Source organism: Streptomyces sp. NPDC086077, from assembly GCF_040686175.1.
Classification (GTDB): domain Bacteria; phylum Actinomycetota; class Actinomycetes; order Streptomycetales; family Streptomycetaceae; genus Streptomyces.
The window spans coordinates 1-18,397 of sequence record NZ_JBFBJT010000144.1; the positions used below are offsets into that span (position 1 = coordinate 1).

The window sequence follows — 18,397 nt, forward strand, 5'->3', positions numbered from 1 at the left end:
CGCCGCAGCGCCGACTGCCCCGCCGCCGCCGCAGGGGCGACTGCCCCGCCGACGCCGCAGCGCCGACTGCCCCGCCGACGCCGCAGCGCCGACTGCCCAGCCGACGTCAGGGGCACGGCGCCCGGCCCGAAGGGACGCCCCGCGCACCCCGCGCCCGGCCGCCCGCGGAAGCGGAAGATCTTCTTCTTTCGCCCCCGGAAAAATGAAATAAACGTCTCACGATCCGGACGAGGGGCCAGAAACTCCCGTCCGGTGAGTGAGACTGGTCCAACCGAAGACGGTAAGAGGAAACGAGGTCGGATGATGCGTACGCGTCCGCTGAAGGTGGCGCTGCTGGGCTGCGGAGTGGTCGGCACAGAGGTGGCGCGCATCATGACGACGCACGCCGACGACCTCGCCGCCCGCATCGGTGCCCCGGTGGAGCTCGCGGGCGTGGCGGTCCGGCGGCCCGACAAGGTGCGCGAGGGCATCGACCCGGCCCTCGTCACCACCGACGCCACCGCCCTCGTCAAACGCGGCGACCTCGACGTCGTCGTCGAGGTCATCGGCGGCATCGAGCCCGCACGCACCCTCATCACCACCGCGTTCGAGCACGGCGCCTCCGTCGTCTCCGCGAACAAGGCCCTCCTCGCCCAGGACGGCGCCGCCCTGCACGCGGTCGCCGAGGAGCACGGCAGGGACCTCTACTACGAGGCCGCCGTCGCAGGTGCCATCCCGCTGATCCGCCCGCTGCGCGAGTCCCTCGCCGGCGACAAGGTCAACCGCGTGCTCGGGATCGTCAACGGCACCACCAACTTCATCCTCGACGCCATGGACTCGACCGGCGCCGGCTACCAGGAGGCCCTCGACGAGGCCACCGCCCTGGGGTACGCCGAGGCCGACCCCACCGCCGACGTCGAGGGCTTCGACGCGGCGGCCAAGGCGGCGATCCTCGCCGGCATCGCCTTCCACACGCGGGTGCGCCTCGACGACGTCTACCGCGAGGGCATGACCGAGGTGACGGCGGCCGACTTCGCCTCCGCCAAGGAGATGGGCTGCACCATCAAGCTGCTCGCCATCTGCGAGCGGGCCGCGGACGGCGGTTCCGTCACCGCGCGCGTGCACCCGGCGATGATCCCGCTGACCCACCCCCTCGCCTCCGTGCGCGGCGCGTACAACGCCGTGTTCGTGGAGTCCGACGCGGCCGGGCAGCTGATGTTCTACGGCCCCGGTGCCGGTGGTTCCCCGACGGCCTCCGCCGTCCTCGGCGATCTGGTCGCCGTCTGCCGCAACCGGCTCACCAACGCGACCGGCCCCGGCGAGTCCGCCTACGCCGCGCTGCCCGTCTCGTCCATGGGCGAGGTCGTCACGCGCCACCACATCAGCCTCGACGTCGCCGACAAACCGGGTGTTCTCGCCCAGGTGGCCACCGTGTTCGCGGAGCACGGGGTGTCCATCGATACGGTTCGGCAGCAGGGCAAGGACGGCGAGGCCTCCCTCGTCGTCGTCACGCACCGCGCCTCCGACGCCTCCCTCACCGGGACGGTCGAGGCGCTGCGCAAGCTCGACACCGTGCGGGGTGTCGCCAGCATCATGCGGGTTGAAGGAGAGTAACCAGCAATGACCCACCAGTGGCGCGGAATCATCGAGGAGTACCGGGACCGGCTGCCCGTCTCCGACACCACGCCGGTCGTGACGCTCCGTGAGGGCGGCACGCCCCTCGTGCCCGCGCAGGTGCTCTCCGAGCGCACGGGCTGCGAGGTCCACCTCAAGGTGGAGGGCGCGAACCCGACCGGGTCCTTCAAGGACCGCGGCATGACCATGGCCATCTCCAAGGCCAAGGAGGAGGGCGCGAAGGCGGTCATCTGCGCCTCCACGGGCAACACGTCCGCCTCCGCCGCCGCGTACGGCGTGCGCGCCGGGATGGTCTCCGCCGTCCTCGTGCCGCAGGGCAAGATCGCGCTCGGCAAGATGGGCCAGGCCCTGGTGCACGGCGCGAAGATCCTCCAGGTCGACGGCAACTTCGACGACTGCCTCACGCTCGCCCGCGCGCTCAGCGACAACTACCCCGTCGCGCTGGTGAATTCGGTCAACCCGGTACGTATCGAGGGCCAGAAGACCGCCGCCTTCGAGATCGTCGACATGCTCGGCGACGCCCCGGACATCCACGTCCTTCCGGTGGGCAACGCGGGCAACATCACGGCGTACTGGAAGGGGTACCGGGAGTACGCCGCCGACGGCGTCGCGGCCCGGACCCCGCGCATGTGGGGCTTCCAGGCCTCCGGCTCCGCGCCCATCGTCCGCGGCGAGGTGGTCAAGGACCCGTCGACCATCGCCACCGCCATCCGTATCGGCAACCCGGCCTCCTGGCAGCACGCGATCGACGCGCGCGACGAGTCCGGCGGTCTCATCGACGAGGTGACGGACCGTGAGATCCTGCGTGCCTACCGTCTGTTGGCCGCGCAGGAGGGCGTCTTCGTCGAGCCCGCCTCCGCCGCCTCCGTGGCCGGTCTGCTGAAGGCCGCCGAACTCGGCAAGGTCGACCCGGGCCAGCGCATCGTGTGCACCGTCACGGGCAACGGCCTCAAGGACCCCGACTGGGCCGTCGCCGGCGCACCGCAGCCGGTCACCGTGCCGGTGGACGCGGCGACCGCCGCCGAGCGCCTCGGACTGGTCTGACGTACCGCTTGACCCGGGGCATTCCCTGGCAGGGGTGCACAGGGGGCTTACGACACGCATCGTGCGCCTCCTGTGCGCCCTATGTCGCCACAGAACCTTCCTTCGATAGGCTGTACTGAACCCGCCCCCCGCATATGCCTCGCATAGGCAGGGCGCCGCGCCGTCGTCGTGATCCTGGAGTGACCGGAGGGATCCCGGCAACGGCCCGAAGGGTCCGTCGTACTTCATCGAATGTCTTCGGCAATCACGAATCACGCAGCTCAAGGAGAGTCATCGAGCGATGGCCGGTCCAGCGTTCCGCGCCGCCGCCGTACGGGTGCGCGTCCCCGCCACCAGCGCCAACCTCGGCCCGGGCTTCGACGCCCTCGGCCTCGCGCTGGGGCTCTACGACGACGTCGTCGTCCGCGTGGCCGACTCCGGGCTGCACGTCGACATCGCGGGGGAGGGCAGCGGGACGCTGCCACGTGACGAAAGCCACCTTCTCGTACGCGCTCTCCGCACCGCCTTCGATTCCCTGGGTGGACAGCCCCGCGGCCTGGAAATCGTCTGCGCGAACCGCATTCCGCACGGCCGTGGCCTGGGTTCCTCCTCGGCCGCCATCTGTGCCGGAATCATCGCCGCCCGGGCCGTGACCATAGGCGGCGAGGCCCGGCTGGACGACAGGGGCCTGCTGGAGCTGGCCACCGAGATCGAGGGCCATCCGGACAACGTCGCGGCCTGTCTGCTCGGTGGGTTCACGCTCTCCTGGATGGAGGCCGGCGCCGCGCGGGCGATCAGGATGGACCCCGCCGATTCCATCGTTCCGGTGGTTTTCGTGCCCGGGAAGCCGGTTCTGACGCAGACCGCGCGCGGTCTGCTCCCGCGCACCGTGCCGCACGTCGACGCCGCCACCAACGCGGGCCGTGCCGCGCTGCTCGTCGAGGCCCTGACCAGGCGCCCCGAGCTGCTGCTGCCCGCCACCGAGGACCGGCTGCACCAGGAGTACCGCGCCCCCGCCATGCCCGAGAGCGCGGCGCTGGTGGAGCGGCTGCGGGCGGACGGCATCGCCGCGGTGATCTCCGGCGCGGGACCCACCGTGCTGGCGCTCGCGGACGAGGGTACGGCCGACAAGGTGGAACAACTGGCGGGCCCGGGCTGGGCGGCGAACCGGCTGGCCCTGGACGTGCCGGGGGCGAGCGTACTGCCGCTCGCGACCAGCGGCGCCGACGTGGCGAGCGTCGATTAAAAGCACGCGATTGCCGGATTTCGAGAGGGGGAATGTTTGTTGGATCCGGTAGTGTTAACCTCAAGTCTGCACCCGACCCCACCATGGCGAGGTGCCTCGTGTCCCAGTTCGGGACAGACATTCTTCCGGGAGCTCCCCAAGCCGCACTGTGTCTCGTATCTCGTACGCGGGCAGTACGTCGTACGTCGACACTGAGCGGTCCGACGGGCACGCTCCGGAACCGGTGCGACCACGCCACGTGACACTGGGTGCCACGGCTCAAGGAAGCGCCATCACCAGATATTTCCTCCGCCGCTTTGGCGGACCACCGCCCCGGCACGGTTCGGTCAGCAAGAACCGAAGCCGGACAGCACAACCGGTCGCCGAGCCAGACAGGCCGACGTCCGCTCCAGGGAAGGACCCTTCGTGAGCGACACCACCGATCTGATGGGCGCACGTGTCGAGGAGACCGCTGCCGCGCCCGCCACGGACGCCTCCGCGCCTGCCACCGGTGCCGGCTCCCGGCGGCGCCGCGGTACCGGCCTCGAGGGCATGGTGCTGGCCGAGCTGCAGCAGGTCGCATCCGGCCTCGGCATCAGGGGCACCGCGCGGATGCGCAAGAGCCAGCTGATCGAGGTCATCAAGGAGGCGCAGGCGGGAGGGGGAGCCCCGGCGAAGACCGCCGAGGCCGCCACCGAGACCAAGCCCAAGCGCCGCGCCACGTCCAAGGCGCGTACCGGCGACGACGCGCCTGCCGAGAAGGCCGCCAAGTCGGCCGAGGCGCCCGCCGAGAAGGCCGTGGCCCAGCAGCAGATCGAGATTCCCGGCCAGCCGGGTGGCGGCGCCGCCCGCGCGAGCGAGGCCGAGCGTGGGGGAGAGGACGCCCCCGAGCGCCGGCGTCGCCGGGCCACCGCCGAGGCGGGCAGCTCCGAGACCGTGACGGCCGAGGCGAAGAGCGAGGCGAAGGCCGAGTCGCCCGCCCAGCAGCCGCAGGGCGACGCCGACGGCGGCGAGGGCCGCCGTCGCGACCGCCGTGAGCGCGGCCGGGACCGCGAGCGCGGCGACCGGGACAACCGGGACCGCGAGCGCGGCGACCGGGACAACCGGGACCGTGACCGCCGCGGCAAGGGCGACGACCAGCAGCAGGGCCAGGGTCAGCAGCGTCAGCAGCAGGGCGGCGGCGGACAGGGCCAGAACGACGACGACTTCGACGGCGGCCGCCGTGGCCGTCGCGGCCGCTACCGCGACCGCCGGGGCCGCCGGGGCCGTGACGAGATGGGCGGCAGCAGCAGCGAGCCGCAGATCGCCGAGGACGACGTCCTGATCCCGGTCGCGGGCATCCTCGACATCCTCGACAACTACGCGTTCATCCGCACCTCGGGCTACCTGCCCGGTCCGAACGACGTGTACGTCTCCCTCGCCCAGGTCCGCAAGAACGGCCTGCGCAAGGGTGACCACATCACCGGTGCGGTCCGTCAGCCCAAGGAAGGCGAGCGGCGCGAGAAGTTCAACGCGCTCGTCCGCCTCGACTCCGTCAACGGCATGGCGCCCGAACACGGCCGTGGCCGCCCGGAGTTCAACAAGCTGACGCCGCTCTACCCGCAGGACCGCCTCCGCCTGGAGACGGACCCCGGCGTCCTCACCACCCGCATCATCGACCTGGTCTCGCCGATCGGTAAGGGGCAGCGCGGTCTGATCGTGGCCCCGCCGAAGACCGGCAAGACCATGATCATGCAGGCGATCGCCAACGCGATCACGCACAACAACCCCGAGTGCCACCTGATGGTCGTCCTCGTCGACGAGCGTCCGGAAGAGGTCACCGACATGCAGCGGTCGGTCAAGGGCGAGGTCATCTCCTCGACCTTCGACCGCCCGGCCGAGGACCACACCACGGTCGCCGAGCTCGCCATCGAGCGCGCCAAGCGGCTGGTGGAGCTGGGCCACGACGTCGTCGTGCTGCTCGACTCGATCACGCGTCTGGGCCGTGCGTACAACCTCGCCGCCCCGGCCTCCGGCCGCATCCTGTCCGGTGGTGTCGACTCGACCGCCCTGTACCCGCCGAAGCGCTTCTTCGGTGCGGCCCGCAACATCGAGGACGGCGGCTCGCTGACCATCCTCGCCACCGCACTGGTGGACACCGGGTCCCGCATGGACGAGGTGATCTTCGAGGAGTTCAAGGGCACCGGCAACGCGGAGCTCAAGCTCGACCGGAAGCTCGCCGACAAGCGCATCTTCCCGGCGGTGGACGTGGACGCGTCCGGTACCCGTAAGGAAGAGATCCTGCTCGGCAACGAGGAGCTCGCCGTCACCTGGAAGCTGCGCCGGGTGCTGCACGCCCTCGACCAGCAGCAGGCGATCGAGCTGCTCCTCGACAAGATGAAGCAGACGAAGTCGAACGGTGAGTTCCTGATGCAGATCCAGAAGACGACGCCGACCCCCGGCAACGGCGACTGAGGCGCCGGACGGGCCCGCTGACCGCGGCCCGCTGAGATCGGCCTGGTGAAGGGCCGCATCCGTCACATCGATGACGGATGCGGCCCTTCACGGTTTTTTGGGCAACCCTGCCCCGAGTTTCCCCGTCTGACCGGACAGGGCGACGATGGTCTGGTGCATGCCCATTCCTGATCGCTTCCTGACCGCAGGGGGTACCCGACATCCGACGAGAGCTGAGGAGCACATGCCTGCCGACAGCACGCCGGAGCCCGGTATACCGGGTGAGTCCGGCAGACACGGCCCGCGCCGACGGGCCAAGGGACACCGCCGCAAACCGCGGGCCAAGGGCCGCAGAGGGCTCCTGATCGCGGCCTGGACCGCCGCGGGCATCGTCGTCCTCGGTGGCAGCGGCGTCGGCTACGTGTACCTCAAGCTCAACGGCAACCTCAAGAGCGTGGACATCGATCAGGCCCTGGGCGCCGACCGTCCCGGCAAGGCCGACAACGGCTCCGAGAACATCCTGGTCCTGGGCTCGGACACCCGCGCCGGCGGCAACGAGAAGCTGGGCGGCGGCACCGACGACGGCAGCGCCCGCTCGGACACGGCGATGATCGTGCACGTCCACGAAGGCCGGAAGAAGGCCAGCGTCGTCTCCGTCCCGCGCGACACCCTGATCGACCGCCCCGCGTGCACGGACGCCGACGGCGGCACGCACGACGCGGCTTCCGGCGTGATGTTCAACTCCGCGTACAGCACCGGCGGCGCCGCCTGCGCAGTGAAGACCGTCGAGTCCCTCACCGGCATGCGCATGGACCACTACCTGGAGGTCGACTTCGCCGGCTTCCAGAGGCTCGTCGACGAACTGGGCGGCGTCGAGGTGACCACGACGCAGGACATAGAGGACCCCGAGAGCCATCTCGACCTCGAAGCCGGCACGCACCAGCTCACCGGCGAGCAGGCCCTCGGCCTGGTGCGCACCCGGCACGGCGTGGGCGACGGCTCGGACCTCGGCCGCATCCAGCTCCAGCAGGCCTTCGTCAAGGCGCTGGTCGAGCAGGTCAAGGAGATCGGCCTGTTCACCAGCCCCAGGAAGCTGTACGACCTCGCCGACACCGCCACCAACGCGGTCACGACCGACTCCTCCCTCGGCTCGGTCGACGCCCTGACGTCCTTCGCGAGCGGCCTCAAGGGCATCAGCGCCTCGAAGATGAACATGGTGACGATGCCGGTGCGGTACGACCCCGCCGACCCCAACCGAGTCCTCCTCGACGAGGCGAAGGCCCAGCGGGTGTGGGACGCCCTGAAGAACGACAGGCCCATTCCCAGGTCGGCCACCGAGGGATCGGCGACAGGCGAAGCCAGGGGCGTGATCACGTCCTGAGGGGGCGCGGCCGTGCCCACCCCCGCCCGCACGGAATAGATGGGAGCAACCCCCGGTTTTGGGGGATGGCCCCAGTCCTGGCAGACTGGTACGTCGGCTCCGGTTCACGCTCCCGCATCCCGCGGCTGCGACCCGGCGCCCTCCCGAACCATAGGAGAAACCTTGAAGCGCGACATTCACCCCGAGTACGTCGAGACGCAGGTCAGCTGCACCTGTGGCGCCTCGTTCACCACCCGTAGCACCATCCAGTCCGGCGCCATCCGGGCCGAGGTGTGCTCCGAGTGCCACCCGTTCTACACGGGCAAGCAGAAGATCCTCGACACCGGTGGCCGTGTGGCCCGCTTCGAGGCCCGCTTCGGCAAGGCCGCCGGCTCCAAGAAGTAGCGAGCCCCATTTCGCCGGTCCACGGCCGCGCCCCCTTGCGGGCGCGCCGGGACCGGCGTTTTTGGTCGCCCGCCCACTTCACCCCGTACCCTTCCCCACGCGCTCACCTACGTTCGAGCAGGGGATGCCCCCATCAGGAGCCAGAGATGTTCGAGGCCGTCGAGGAGCTCGTCGCCGAGCACGCCGACCTGGAGAAGCAGCTCGCCGATCCGTCGGTCCACGCCGATCAGGCCAACGCGCGCAAGCTGAACAAGCGCTACGCCGAACTCACCCCGATCGTCGCCACGTACCGCTCCTGGAAGCAGTCGGGCGACGACATCGAGACGGCCCGCGAACTGGGCGCCGACGACCCCGAGTTCGCCGCCGAGGTCAAGGATCTGGAGCGGCAGCGCGAGCAGCTCACCGAGAAGCTCCGCCTGTTGCTGGTCCCGCGCGACCCCAGCGACGACAAGGACGTCATCCTGGAGATCAAGGCGGGCGCCGGCGGCGACGAGTCCGCGCTGTTCGCCGGGGACCTGCTGCGCATGTACCTGCGGTACGCCGAGCGCGTCGGCTGGAAGACCGAGATCATCGACGCCACCGAGTCCGAGCTGGGTGGCTACAAGGACGTCCAGGTGGCCGTGAAGACCAAGGGCGGCCAGGGCGCCACCGAGCCCGGGCAGGGCGTGTGGGCGCGGCTGAAGTACGAGGGCGGTGTGCACCGCGTGCAGCGCGTGCCCGCCACCGAGTCCCAGGGGCGCATCCACACCTCCGCCGCCGGCGTGCTCGTCACCCCGGAGGCCGAGGAGATCGACGTCGAGATCAACCCCAACGATCTGCGCATCGACGTCTACCGGTCCTCCGGCCCGGGCGGGCAGTCCGTGAACACCACCGACTCCGCCGTGCGCATCACGCACATCCCGACCGGAGTCGTCGCCTCCTGCCAGAACGAGAAGAGCCAGCTGCAGAACAAGGAGCAGGCACTGCGTATCCTGCGCTCCAGGCTGCTCGCGGCGGCGCAGGAGGAGGCGGAGAAGGAGGCTGCCGACGCCCGCCGCAGCCAGGTCCGCACCGTCGACCGGTCCGAGAAGATCCGGACGTACAACTTCCCGGAGAACCGCATCTCGGACCACCGCGTCGGCTTCAAGGCGTACAACCTGGACCAGGTCCTGGACGGCGAGCTCGACGCGGTGATCCAGGCCTGCGTCGACGCGGACTCGGCCGCCAAGCTCGCAGCCGCGTAAGGAACTTACGAGTACGACGGAGGACGAGCGTGCAGCCATCTTTTGGGGGGCGACCCCCAGGCCCCCGCAGTCTGCTGCTCGCGGAGGTGGCCCAGGCCACCCAGCGGCTGGCCGACGCCGGCGTGCCCTCGCCGCGCACCGACGCGGAGGAACTCGCCGCGTTCGTGCACGGCGTGAAGCGGGGCGAGTTGCACTCCGTGAAGGACTCCGACTTCGACGCCCGCTACTGGGAGGTCATCGCACGCCGTGAGCAGCGCGAACCGCTCCAGCACATCACCGGGCGCGCCTTCTTCCGGTACCTGGAACTCCAGGTCGGGCCGGGCGTGTTCGTGCCCCGCCCGGAGACGGAGTCCGTGGTCGGCTGGGCCATAGACGCCGTGCGCGCCATGGACGTGGTCGAGCCGCTGATCGTCGACCTGTGCACCGGCTCCGGTGCCATCGCGCTCGCGCTCGCCCAGGAGGTGCCGCGCTCCCGCGTGCACGCCGTGGAGCTGTCCGAGGACGCGTTGCGCTGGACCCGTAAGAACGTCGAGGGGTCGCGGGTCGACCTGCGGCAGGGGAACGCCCTGACCGCCTTCCCCGACCTCGACGGGCAGGTCGACCTGGTCATCTCGAACCCGCCGTACATCCCGCTCACCGAATGGGAGTACGTCGCCCCCGAGGCCCGGGACTACGACCCCGAGCTGGCGCTGTTCTCCGGCGAGGACGGCCTCGACCTGATCCGGGGCCTGGAACGCACCGCGCACCGGCTGCTGCGCCCCGGCGGCGTCGTCGTCATCGAGCACGCCGACACCCAGGGCGGCCAGGTGCCGTGGATCTTCACTGAGGAGCGGGGCTGGGCCGACGCGGCCGACCACCCCGACCTCAACAACCGCCCGCGCTTCGCCACCGCCCGCAGGGCGCTGCCGTGAGCACCCACCAGACGTCACCCCAGCAGTACGCGTACGAGGAGGCCCGCTAGACATGGCACGGCGATACGACACCAACGACGCCACCGACCGCGTGACCGGTCTGCGTGAGGCCGCGTCCGCCGTCCGCCGTGGCGAGCTGGTGGTCCTCCCCACCGACACCGTGTACGGCATCGGTGCCGACGCGTTCTCCTCGGAGGCGGTGTCCGACCTGCTGGAGGCCAAGGGCCGCGGCCGCAACATGCCCACCCCCGTCCTCATCGGCTCCCCGAACACCCTGCACGGCCTGGTCACCGACTTCTCCGAGCTGGCCTGGGAGCTGGTCGACGCGTTCTGGCCGGGCGCGCTGACCCTGGTCGCCAGGCACCAGCCGTCGCTCCAGTGGGACCTGGGCGACACCCGGGGCACGGTCGCCGTGCGCATGCCGCTGCACCCGGTCGCCATCGAGCTGCTCACCGAGGTCGGCCCGATGGCCGTGTCGTCGGCGAACCTCACCGGGCACCCGGCGCCGGAGGACTGCGACGCCGCCCAGCAGATGCTCGGCGACTCCGTCTCCGTCTACCTCGACGGCGGCCCGACCCCCGGCAACGTGCCGTCCTCCATCGTCGACGTCACCGGCCCGGTGCCCGTCCTGCTGCGCGAGGGCGCCCTCTCGCCGGACGAACTGCGCAAGGTCGTACCCGACCTTGAGGTGGCCAATTGACAGCCCCTGACTCCCCCAGGCTCTCGGCTCCGCTCGAGCAGGGGGCACCCCCATGCGTGGCATAGGCAACCGGGAAAGCGCGGCGGAGATCACGACCACGTTCGTGGGGCTGCCGCGTGACAGTTTCCGCATCCTCCATGTCAGCACCGGAAACGTGTGCCGCTCGCCCATCACCGAGCGGCTGACCCGGCATTTCGTCTCGGAGCGGCTCGGTGTCCTCGGTGGCGGGCTGATCGTGGAGAGCGCCGGCACCTGGGGCCACGAGGGCGCGCCCATGGAGGCCAACGCCGAGACGGTGCTGGCCGACTTCGGCGCGGACGCCTCCGGCTTCGTGGGCCGGGAGCTGCTGGACGAGCATGTGATCCGGGCCGACCTGGTGCTCACCGCCACCCGTGACCACCGTGCCCAGGTGATCTCGATGGGGCACTCGGCGGGGCTGCGCACCTTCACGCTGAAGGAGTTCACCCGGCTGGTGAAGGCCATCGACCCGGCGACCCTGCCACCGCTGGAGGACGGGGTGGTCGCCCGGGCCCGCGCCCTGGTGCGGGCCGGCGCCGCGCTGCGCGGCTGGCTGCTGGCACCCACCGCCGAGGCCGACGAGGTGTACGACCCCTACGGGGCGCCGTTGACGTTCTTCCGGTCGGTCGGCGACGAGATACACCAGGCGCTGGACCCCGTGGTGACGGCGCTGACGGGGGTGGCGGCCCGGACCTGAGTCCCGGCCGTCACCACAGCCCTGCGACAGCGGGCGCCCGCGACCGCCCCGGCCTACATTGGACCTACGTCATCGTCGACGCCCGGAGTCCACCATGTCGGTCATCCATGCCCCAGAGGCCGATCTGCTGCGCCGGCAGGATCCCGCGCTCGCCGAGATCCTGCTCGGGGAGCTGGACCGGCAGTCGACCACGCTCCAGCTGAACGCCGCCGAGAACTTCGCCTCGCGGGCCGTGCTGGCCGCCCTCGGCTCGCCGCTCTCCAACAAGTACGCCGAGGGCTATCCAGGGTCCCGCTACCACGGCGGCTGCGAGATCGTCGACGTCGCCGAGGGGCTCGCCGTCCGGCGCGCCCAGACGCTGTTCGGCGCCGAGCACGCCAACGTCCAGTCCCACTCGGGCAGTTCGGCCGTCCTGGCCGCGTACGCCGCCCTGCTGCGCCCCGGCGACACGGTCCTCGCCCTCGGCCTGCGCCACGGCGGCCACCTCACCCACGGTTCACCCGTCAACTTCTCCGGCCGCTGGTTCGACTTCGTCGGCTACGGCGTCGACGAGGAGACCGGCCTCATCGCCTACGACCAGGTGCGCACCCTGGCCCGCGCCCACCGCCCCAAGGCGATCGTGTGCGGCTCGATCGCCTACCCGCGGCACATCGACTACGCCTACTTCCGCGAGGTCGCCGACGAGGTGGGCGCCTACCTCATCGCGGACGCGGCGCACCCCATCGGGCTCGTCGCCGGGGGAGCGGCGCCGAGTCCGGTGCCGTACGCCGATGTGGTGTGCGCCACCACGCACAAGGTGCTGCGTGGACCGCGCGGCGGCATGATCCTTTGCGGCGCCGAGCTCGCCGAGCGGGTCGACCGGGCCGTCTTCCCCTTCACCCAGGGCGGCGCCCAGATGCACAGCATCGCCGCGAAGGCCGTCGCCTTCGGGGAGGCGGCAACACCGGCCTTCCAGACGTACGCCCATCAGGTGGTCGCCAACGCCCGCTACCTGGCCGCCGCACTCGCCGCCGAGGGACTCGGCGTCACCACCGGCGGCACGGACACCCACCTCATCACCGCGGACCCGGCGCCGCTCGGCGTGGATGGCCGTACCGCCCGCGGCCGGCTCGCGGCCGCCGGGATGATCGTCGACTGCTGCGCCCTGCCGCACGACGCCCGCGGCCTGCGGCTGGGCACCGCTGCCGTCACCACCCAGGGGATGAGCGAGGATGAGATGGCTCGCATCGCCAAGTTGCTCGCGGAGGTGCTGCGGGACCAGGCCGACAGCAGGTCGGTGCGTGAAGAAGTGCGGGACCTCGCACGGGGATTTCCGCCGTATCCGCGCTGAGCCGGGGTAGCAGGGAATCCGTACACAGCCACACGTGCAACCATCGTCGCTACCCGGAAGTCCCCAACCATATGCGTCCCTCGCTAGGGTGTGGGGCTGAGATGGCCAGCGAGATCTGTGGGGAAGCCCGTGCGTGAATACCTGCTGACGCTCTGCATCACGGCCGCGGTGACGTACCTGCTGACAGGGCCGGTGCGGAAATTCGCGATCGTGGCCGGAGCGATGCCGGAGATCCGGGCACGTGACGTGCACCGGGAGCCCACTCCGCGGCTCGGCGGGATCGCGATGTTCTTCGGTCTGTGCGCGGGCCTGCTGGTCGCCGACCATCTCACCAACCTCAGCGAGGTCTTCGAGAAGTCCAACGAGCCTCGCGCCCTGCTCTCCGGGGCGGCGCTGATCTGGCTCATCGGTGTACTGGACGACAAGTTCGAGATCGACGCCCTGATCAAGCTGGGCGGCCAGATGATCGCCGCCGGCGTGATGGTGATGCAGGGCCTGACGATCCTGTGGCTGCCGGTGCCGGGTGTCGGCACGGTCGCGCTGACCCAGTGGCAGGGCACGCTGCTCACGGTGGCCCTGGTCGTCATCACCATCAACGCGGTCAACTTCGTCGACGGGCTGGACGGCCTGGCCGCGGGCATGGTGTGCATCGCGTCGGCCGCGTTCTTCATGTACGCGTACCGGATCTGGTACTCGTACGGCATCGAGGCCGCCGCCCCGGCCTCGCTCTTCGCCGTGGTGCTGATGGGCATGTGCCTGGGCTTCCTGCCGCACAACATGCACCCGGCCCGCATCTTCATGGGCGACTCGGGCTCGATGCTGATCGGCCTGGTGCTGGCGGCGGGCGCGATCTCGGTCACGGGGCAGGTCGACCCGGACCTGATGAACCTTTTCACCGGGTCCGAGCGCAACTCCGTGCACCAGATGGTGCCGGTCTACATTCCGCTGCTCATGCCGCTGACCATCATCGCGATCCCGGCCGCGGACCTGATCCTCGCGATCGTGCGCCGCACCTGGCGGGGCCAGTCGCCGTTCGCCGCGGACCGAGGGCACCTGCACCACCGGCTCCTGGAGATCGGGCACTCGCACAGCCGGGCCGTGCTGATCATGTACTTCTGGTCGGCGCTGATCGCCTTCGGCGCCCTCGGCTACTCGGTGAACTCGGCGTCCATGTGGATCGTCCTGGGCGTGGTGCTGCTCAGCGCCCTGGGCCTGGTCCTGCTGCTGCTGCCGCGCTTCACCCCGCGCGCCCCGCTGTGGGCCGAGCACTTCGTGCCGCCGCGCTACCGCCGGAGCCGGGCCGTGCCGCCGCCCGAGTCGGTGGTTCCGGTCGAGTCTCCCGCCGAGGAGGAGGAGCGCACGCCGGTCGCCGTCGGGGTCTCCGGTGTCAACGGGGCCACCGCCGTCGGCCCCCGCTCACGCTTCACAAGGTAAGAATCTGACTAAGGCATTGCCGGCCGCGGGGGAATGAACGCCCTAATACCAGACAAGTCGGCTCGGATTCCGCACAGACGCGCAGCATCACTCTCATGTGTGACAGTGCGCACACCCCCAGGTAAAGACCTCATCAAATAGTTTGTGATACGGTTCACGAGAACCCCCCCGGATAGAGCCGACGGACCGTGGTGCGACGGTCCACCGGCATGAGGTTCTCTCTCAGCCCGGGACTACGCTCGTCCATGACGACACCCTGCCCCCCTGTGAAAGCGGAGTTGCCGCCATGCCGTCCAATGACGCCCGGAACCTTCTGCAGACAGCTGCGCCCACAGCCGCTGTCGGTGTGGTCACGGTCGCGGTCAGTGGTGTGGTCGCAGGTGGCAAGGGAGCGCTCGGTGCCGGCATCGGCACACTGCTCGCCATCCTCTTCATGGGGATCGGTCTGTTCGTTCTGCAATGGACGGCGAAAACGCTCCCCCAGCTCTTCCAGGCCATGGGGATGATGCTCTACGTCGCCCAGCTCCTGTTGCTCCTGATCTTCGTCGCCCTCTTCAAGGACACCTCTCTCTTCCATCCGAAGACGTTCGCCATCGGCCTCGTCGTCGCGACCGTCGTATGGATGGCCGCGCAGGCCCGAGCGCACATGAAGGCCAAGATCTTCTACGTCGATCCGGATGCCGCGAAGAGCGAGAAGCCCGAGAAGACAGGGCCGTCGTCGTGAGGGGTAGGGGCGGGATAAGGGCCAGTGAGAACTCCTGCTATCGTCCGGTGCCAACTGCGGCATCGCGGGCGCGGGCATCCGAGCTGACGCCTGCTCGATCGCGAGGCTTGATGTCCCCCAGCCGCCCCCACATCCGTAACACCTGTCCGGTGCCGACCCGCGGCCCTGTGCCGCGCCGACACAACGAGGTTGCCGTACCCATGCGTCACGCCGAAGGAGCCCGTGGTGAGTGCTGACCAGACCCAGCTCGCCTTTGACTGGAGTTGTCGGATCATGTCCGACAACGGGTGTGGCTTTCCGGCTCCGGGCCTGCACTCGTTTCTCTTCCAGCCGATCACCACGGTGGGAGGGTTCGAGTTCAACAAGGTGATGCTGCTCGCGCTCATCACCACCGTGATCGTGATCGGCTTCTTCTGGGCGGCCTTCGGCAAGGCGAAGGTGGTTCCGGGCAAGCTCCAGATGATCGGCGAGGCCGGCTACGACTTCGTGCGCCGCGGCATCGTCTACGAGACCCTTGGCAAGCGTGAGGGCGAGAAGTGGGTCCCGCTCATGGTCTCGCTCTTCTTCTTCATCTGGATCATGAACATCTGGTCGGTGATTCCGCTGGCCCAGTTCCCGGTGTCGTCGATCATCGCGTACCCGGCGGTGCTGGCCGCGATCGTCTACCTCACCTGGGTCGGACTGACCTTCAAGCGCCACGGCTTCGTCGGCTTCTTCAAGAACGTGACCGGCTACGACAAGTCGCTCGGTCCGGTGCTGCCGCTCGTCATGATCATCGAGTTCTTCTCGAACCTGCTGGTCCGCCCGTTCACGCACGCCGTGCGACTCTTCGCCAACATGTTCGCCGGCCACCTGATGCTGGTCATGTTCACCGTCGCCTCCTGGTACCTGCTGAACAGCTGGCTGATCCCGGCCGCGGGCGTCTCCTTCATCATGACGATGGCCATGATCCTCTTCGAGCTTTTCGTGCAGGCCGTCCAGGCGTACGTCTTCGTACTGCTGGCCTGCACGTACATCCAGGGCGCTCTGGCCGAGCACCACTGAGCCCCCAACGCCCGCTAGCCCCCAGAACGTCCGGTGGCCAACCCCCGCCGGTCCATGAAAGAGAAGGAAGATTCAGCATGGCTGCCACTGAGACCCTCGCCGCTGTCTCCGGTTCGCTCGGCTCCATCGGCTACGGCCTCGCCGCCATCGGCCCCGGCATCGGCGTCGGCATCATCTTCGGCAACGGCACCCAGGCCCTGGCCCGTCAGCCCGAGGCCGCCGGCCTGATCCGCGCCAACCAGATCCTGGGCTTCGCCTTCTGTGAGGCGCTCGCCCTCATCGGCATCGTTATGCCGTTCGTGTTCGGTGTGTAAGTAGCCACCGCTTACCGACACGATTCGACGAAAGGCACTGATGTGATCGCCAACCTGGTGCAGCTGGCGGCCGAGGAGGAGCAGAGCCCGCTCATCCCGCCCGGCCCCGAGCTGCTCGTCGGCACCATCGCCTTCGCCATCGTCTTCTTCATCTTCTGGAAGAAGCTGCTTCCGAACATCAACAAGGTTCTGGAGGAGCGCCGCGCGGCGATCGAAGGCGGTATTGAAGAGGCCGAGACCATGAAGGTCGAGGCTCAGAGCGTCCTTGAGCAGTACAAGGCCCAGCTCGCCGAGGCCCGGCACGAGGCCGCGCGGCTGCGCCAGGAGGCTCAGGAGCAGGGTGCCGCGCTCATCGCCGAGATGCGCGCGGAAGGCCAGCGGCAGCGCGAGGAGATCGTCGCCGCCGGTCACACCCAGATCGAGGCCGACCGCAAGGCCGCCTCGTCCGCGCTCCGGCAGGACGTCGGCAAGCTGGCCACCGAGCTGGCCGGCAAGCTGGTCGGTGAGTCCCTGGAGGACCACGCCCGGCAGAGCCGTGTGATCGACCGCTTCCTCGACGAGCTCGAGGAGAAGGCCGAGGCGTCTCGATGAACGGAGCGAGCCGCGAAGCACTGGCAGCCGCGCGTGAGCGTCTCGACGCGCTGACAGACGCCACGTCCGTGGACACGGCGCGGCTCGCCGACGAGCTGGCCGCGGTGACCGCGCTGCTCGACCGCGAGGTCAGCCTGCGCCGGGTCCTCACAGACCCGGCGCAGGCCGGTGAGAACAAGGCCGAGCTGGTCCAGCGCCTGCTCGGCACCCAGGTCGGCGGCGAGACCGCGGACCTGGTGTCCGGCATGGTGCGCTCCCGCTGGTCGCAGTCGCGCGACCTGGTGGACGCGCTGGAGGAGCTGGCGAACACCGCCGACCTCACCGCCGCACAGCAGGGCGGCACGCTCGACAGCGTCGAGGACGAGCTGTTCCGGTTCGGCCGGATCGTCGCCTCCAGCACCGAGCTGCGCGCCGCGCTGACCGACCGCAAGGCCACCGTCGCCGCCAAGAGCGAGCTGCTGCGCAGTCTGCTCGGCGGAAGGGCGGCCCCGGCCACCGAGCGTCTGGTGACGCGCCTTGTGACCGCGCCGCGGGGACGTAGCCTGGAAGCGGGACTTGAGTCCCTGTCCAAGCTCGCCGCCGAGCGGCGGGATCGCATGGTGGCCGTCGTCACCTCGGCGGTGCCGCTGAGCGACGCACAGAAGCAGCGCCTCGGCGATGCTCTCGCGAAGCTCTACGGCCGTCGGATGCACCTCAACCTCGACCTGGACCCCGAGGTCCTCGGCGGGATCCGGGTGCAGGTCGGCGACGAGATCATCAACGGCTCCCTCGCGGACCGCATCGCGGACGCCGAGCGCCGGCTGGCGAGCTAGCCGCAACTGAACACGCAAGTCGTACCTACGGCCCGGTTGGGCCGTGCAGAGGATTCACCTCTCTTAGGGGGGAGTCCCCATCCCCCCAAAGTGAAACTTCGGGCCCAACAAGGAGAGCAGGGAACCCAGATGGCGGAGCTCACGATCCGGCCGGAGGAGATCCGGGACGCACTGGAGACCTTCGTCCAGTCGTACAAGCCGGACGCGGCCTCGCGCGAGGAGGTCGGTACGGTCACCCTTGCCGGCGACGGCATCGCGAAGGTCGAGGGTCTGCCCTCGGCCATGGCCAACGAACTGCTGAAGTTCGAGGACGGCACCCTCGGCCTCGCCCTCAACCTCGAGGAGCGCGAGATCGGTGCCATCGTCCTCGGTGAGTTCAGCGGTATCGAGGAGGGGCAGCCGGTCACCCGCACCGGTGAGGTCCTCTCCGTCGCGGTCGGCGAGGGTTACCTCGGCCGCGTGGTCGACCCCCTCGGCGCCCCGATCGACGGCCTCGGCGAGATCGAGACCTCGGGTCGTCGTGCCCTTGAGCTGCAGGC

17 protein-coding genes and 1 pseudogene are annotated in these 18,397 nt (G+C 69.9%); all 18 read left to right on the plus strand.

What is annotated here, in order from left to right:
* Positions 1-300: 300 nt before the first annotated feature.
* Entirely contained in the window at positions 301-1,593 is a 1,293-nt protein-coding gene (locus tag AB0O67_RS30135; protein WP_365456765.1) for a homoserine dehydrogenase, read from the plus strand.
* 6 nt (positions 1,594-1,599) lie between these two features.
* Positions 1,600-2,658: a threonine synthase gene (gene thrC, locus AB0O67_RS30140; RefSeq protein ID WP_365456768.1), complete on the plus strand. Its 1,059-nt coding sequence runs from the start codon at positions 1,600-1,602 to the stop codon at positions 2,656-2,658.
* A gap of 280 nt (positions 2,659-2,938) precedes the next feature.
* The gene (gene thrB / locus AB0O67_RS30145) at positions 2,939-3,883 is read left to right on the plus strand and encodes a homoserine kinase (protein WP_365456771.1); all 945 of its coding nucleotides are present in this window, start codon (positions 2,939-2,941) and stop codon (positions 3,881-3,883) included.
* Positions 3,884-4,288: 405 nt separating this feature from the next.
* Positions 4,289-6,316 carry a transcription termination factor Rho gene (rho, locus tag AB0O67_RS30150; RefSeq protein ID WP_365456774.1) on the plus strand — a complete coding sequence of 676 codons (2,028 nt, stop codon included), beginning with the start codon at positions 4,289-4,291 and terminating at the stop codon, positions 6,314-6,316.
* 223 nt (positions 6,317-6,539) lie between these two features.
* Positions 6,540-7,676, plus strand: a complete 1,137-nt coding sequence (locus tag AB0O67_RS30155; RefSeq protein WP_365456777.1) for an LCP family protein — start codon at positions 6,540-6,542, stop codon at positions 7,674-7,676.
* 162 nt (positions 7,677-7,838) lie between these two features.
* Positions 7,839-8,060, plus strand: coding sequence for a 50S ribosomal protein L31 (rpmE, locus tag AB0O67_RS30160; protein ID WP_365262144.1), 222 nt, complete (start codon positions 7,839-7,841; stop codon positions 8,058-8,060).
* 146 nt (positions 8,061-8,206) lie between these two features.
* Positions 8,207-9,283 (plus strand): peptide chain release factor 1, encoded by a 1,077-nt coding sequence (gene prfA / locus AB0O67_RS30165; protein ID WP_365456781.1) that lies wholly within the window; start codon positions 8,207-8,209, stop codon positions 9,281-9,283.
* A gap of 71 nt (positions 9,284-9,354) precedes the next feature.
* Complete coding sequence (gene prmC / locus AB0O67_RS30170; protein WP_365456806.1) at positions 9,355-10,194, plus strand: peptide chain release factor N(5)-glutamine methyltransferase; 840 nt, start codon at positions 9,355-9,357, stop codon at positions 10,192-10,194.
* A 52-nt stretch (positions 10,195-10,246) separates the two neighbouring features.
* Positions 10,247-10,894: an L-threonylcarbamoyladenylate synthase gene (locus AB0O67_RS30175; protein WP_365456784.1), complete on the plus strand. Its 648-nt coding sequence runs from the start codon at positions 10,247-10,249 to the stop codon at positions 10,892-10,894.
* A 52-nt stretch (positions 10,895-10,946) separates the two neighbouring features.
* A complete protein-coding gene (locus AB0O67_RS30180; RefSeq protein WP_365456787.1) occupies positions 10,947-11,609 on the plus strand; it encodes a protein-tyrosine-phosphatase in 663 nt (220 codons plus the stop codon).
* Positions 11,610-11,703: 94 nt separating this feature from the next.
* A complete protein-coding gene (gene glyA / locus AB0O67_RS30185; RefSeq protein WP_365456790.1) occupies positions 11,704-12,939 on the plus strand; it encodes a serine hydroxymethyltransferase in 1,236 nt (411 codons plus the stop codon).
* Positions 12,940-13,068: 129 nt separating this feature from the next.
* Positions 13,069-14,373, plus strand: a complete 1,305-nt coding sequence (locus AB0O67_RS30190) for an MraY family glycosyltransferase (RefSeq protein ID WP_365456793.1) — start codon at positions 13,069-13,071, stop codon at positions 14,371-14,373.
* A 286-nt stretch (positions 14,374-14,659) separates the two neighbouring features.
* A complete protein-coding gene (locus AB0O67_RS30195; RefSeq protein ID WP_365456796.1) occupies positions 14,660-15,097 on the plus strand; it encodes a hypothetical protein in 438 nt (145 codons plus the stop codon).
* Between the two features lie 273 nt (positions 15,098-15,370).
* Positions 15,371-16,141: a F0F1 ATP synthase subunit A gene (atpB, locus tag AB0O67_RS30200; RefSeq protein ID WP_365456809.1), complete on the plus strand. Its 771-nt coding sequence runs from the start codon at positions 15,371-15,373 to the stop codon at positions 16,139-16,141.
* Between the two features lie 77 nt (positions 16,142-16,218).
* Positions 16,219-16,455 carry an ATP synthase F0 subunit C gene (gene atpE / locus AB0O67_RS30205; protein WP_189701479.1) on the plus strand — a complete coding sequence of 79 codons (237 nt, stop codon included), beginning with the start codon at positions 16,219-16,221 and terminating at the stop codon, positions 16,453-16,455.
* Positions 16,456-16,497: 42 nt separating this feature from the next.
* On the plus strand, positions 16,498-17,046 hold the full coding sequence (locus tag AB0O67_RS30210; RefSeq protein ID WP_365456800.1) for a F0F1 ATP synthase subunit B: 549 nt from the start codon (positions 16,498-16,500) through the stop codon (positions 17,044-17,046).
* The gene (locus AB0O67_RS30215; protein WP_365456803.1) at positions 17,043-17,858 is read left to right on the plus strand and encodes a F0F1 ATP synthase subunit delta; all 816 of its coding nucleotides are present in this window, start codon (positions 17,043-17,045) and stop codon (positions 17,856-17,858) included. The genes AB0O67_RS30210 and AB0O67_RS30215 overlap by 4 nt, the downstream gene beginning before the upstream one ends.
* Positions 17,859-17,987: 129 nt before the next feature.
* Positions 17,988-18,397, plus strand: a pseudogene (locus AB0O67_RS30220) (F0F1 ATP synthase subunit alpha); the annotation flags it as partial.

Coding starts and splice junctions, on each gene's coding strand:
- prfA (WP_365456781.1), top strand. CDS start 8,207: ATGTTCGAGGCCGTCGAGGAGCTCGTCGCCGAGCACGCCGACCTGGAG.
- thrB (WP_365456771.1), top strand. CDS start 2,939: ATGGCCGGTCCAGCGTTCCGCGCCGCCGCCGTACGGGTGCGCGTCCCC.
- thrC (WP_365456768.1), top strand. CDS start 1,600: ATGACCCACCAGTGGCGCGGAATCATCGAGGAGTACCGGGACCGGCTG.
- AB0O67_RS30215 (WP_365456803.1), top strand. CDS start 17,043: ATGAACGGAGCGAGCCGCGAAGCACTGGCAGCCGCGCGTGAGCGTCTC.
- AB0O67_RS30155 (WP_365456777.1), top strand. CDS start 6,540: ATGCCTGCCGACAGCACGCCGGAGCCCGGTATACCGGGTGAGTCCGGC.
- AB0O67_RS30180 (WP_365456787.1), top strand. CDS start 10,947: ATGCGTGGCATAGGCAACCGGGAAAGCGCGGCGGAGATCACGACCACG.
- atpB (WP_365456809.1), top strand. CDS start 15,371: ATGTCCGACAACGGGTGTGGCTTTCCGGCTCCGGGCCTGCACTCGTTT.
- AB0O67_RS30175 (WP_365456784.1), top strand. CDS start 10,247: ATGGCACGGCGATACGACACCAACGACGCCACCGACCGCGTGACCGGT.
- AB0O67_RS30195 (WP_365456796.1), top strand. CDS start 14,660: ATGCCGTCCAATGACGCCCGGAACCTTCTGCAGACAGCTGCGCCCACA.
- atpE (WP_189701479.1), top strand. CDS start 16,219: ATGGCTGCCACTGAGACCCTCGCCGCTGTCTCCGGTTCGCTCGGCTCC.
- AB0O67_RS30135 (WP_365456765.1), top strand. CDS start 301: ATGATGCGTACGCGTCCGCTGAAGGTGGCGCTGCTGGGCTGCGGAGTG.
- glyA (WP_365456790.1), top strand. CDS start 11,704: ATGTCGGTCATCCATGCCCCAGAGGCCGATCTGCTGCGCCGGCAGGAT.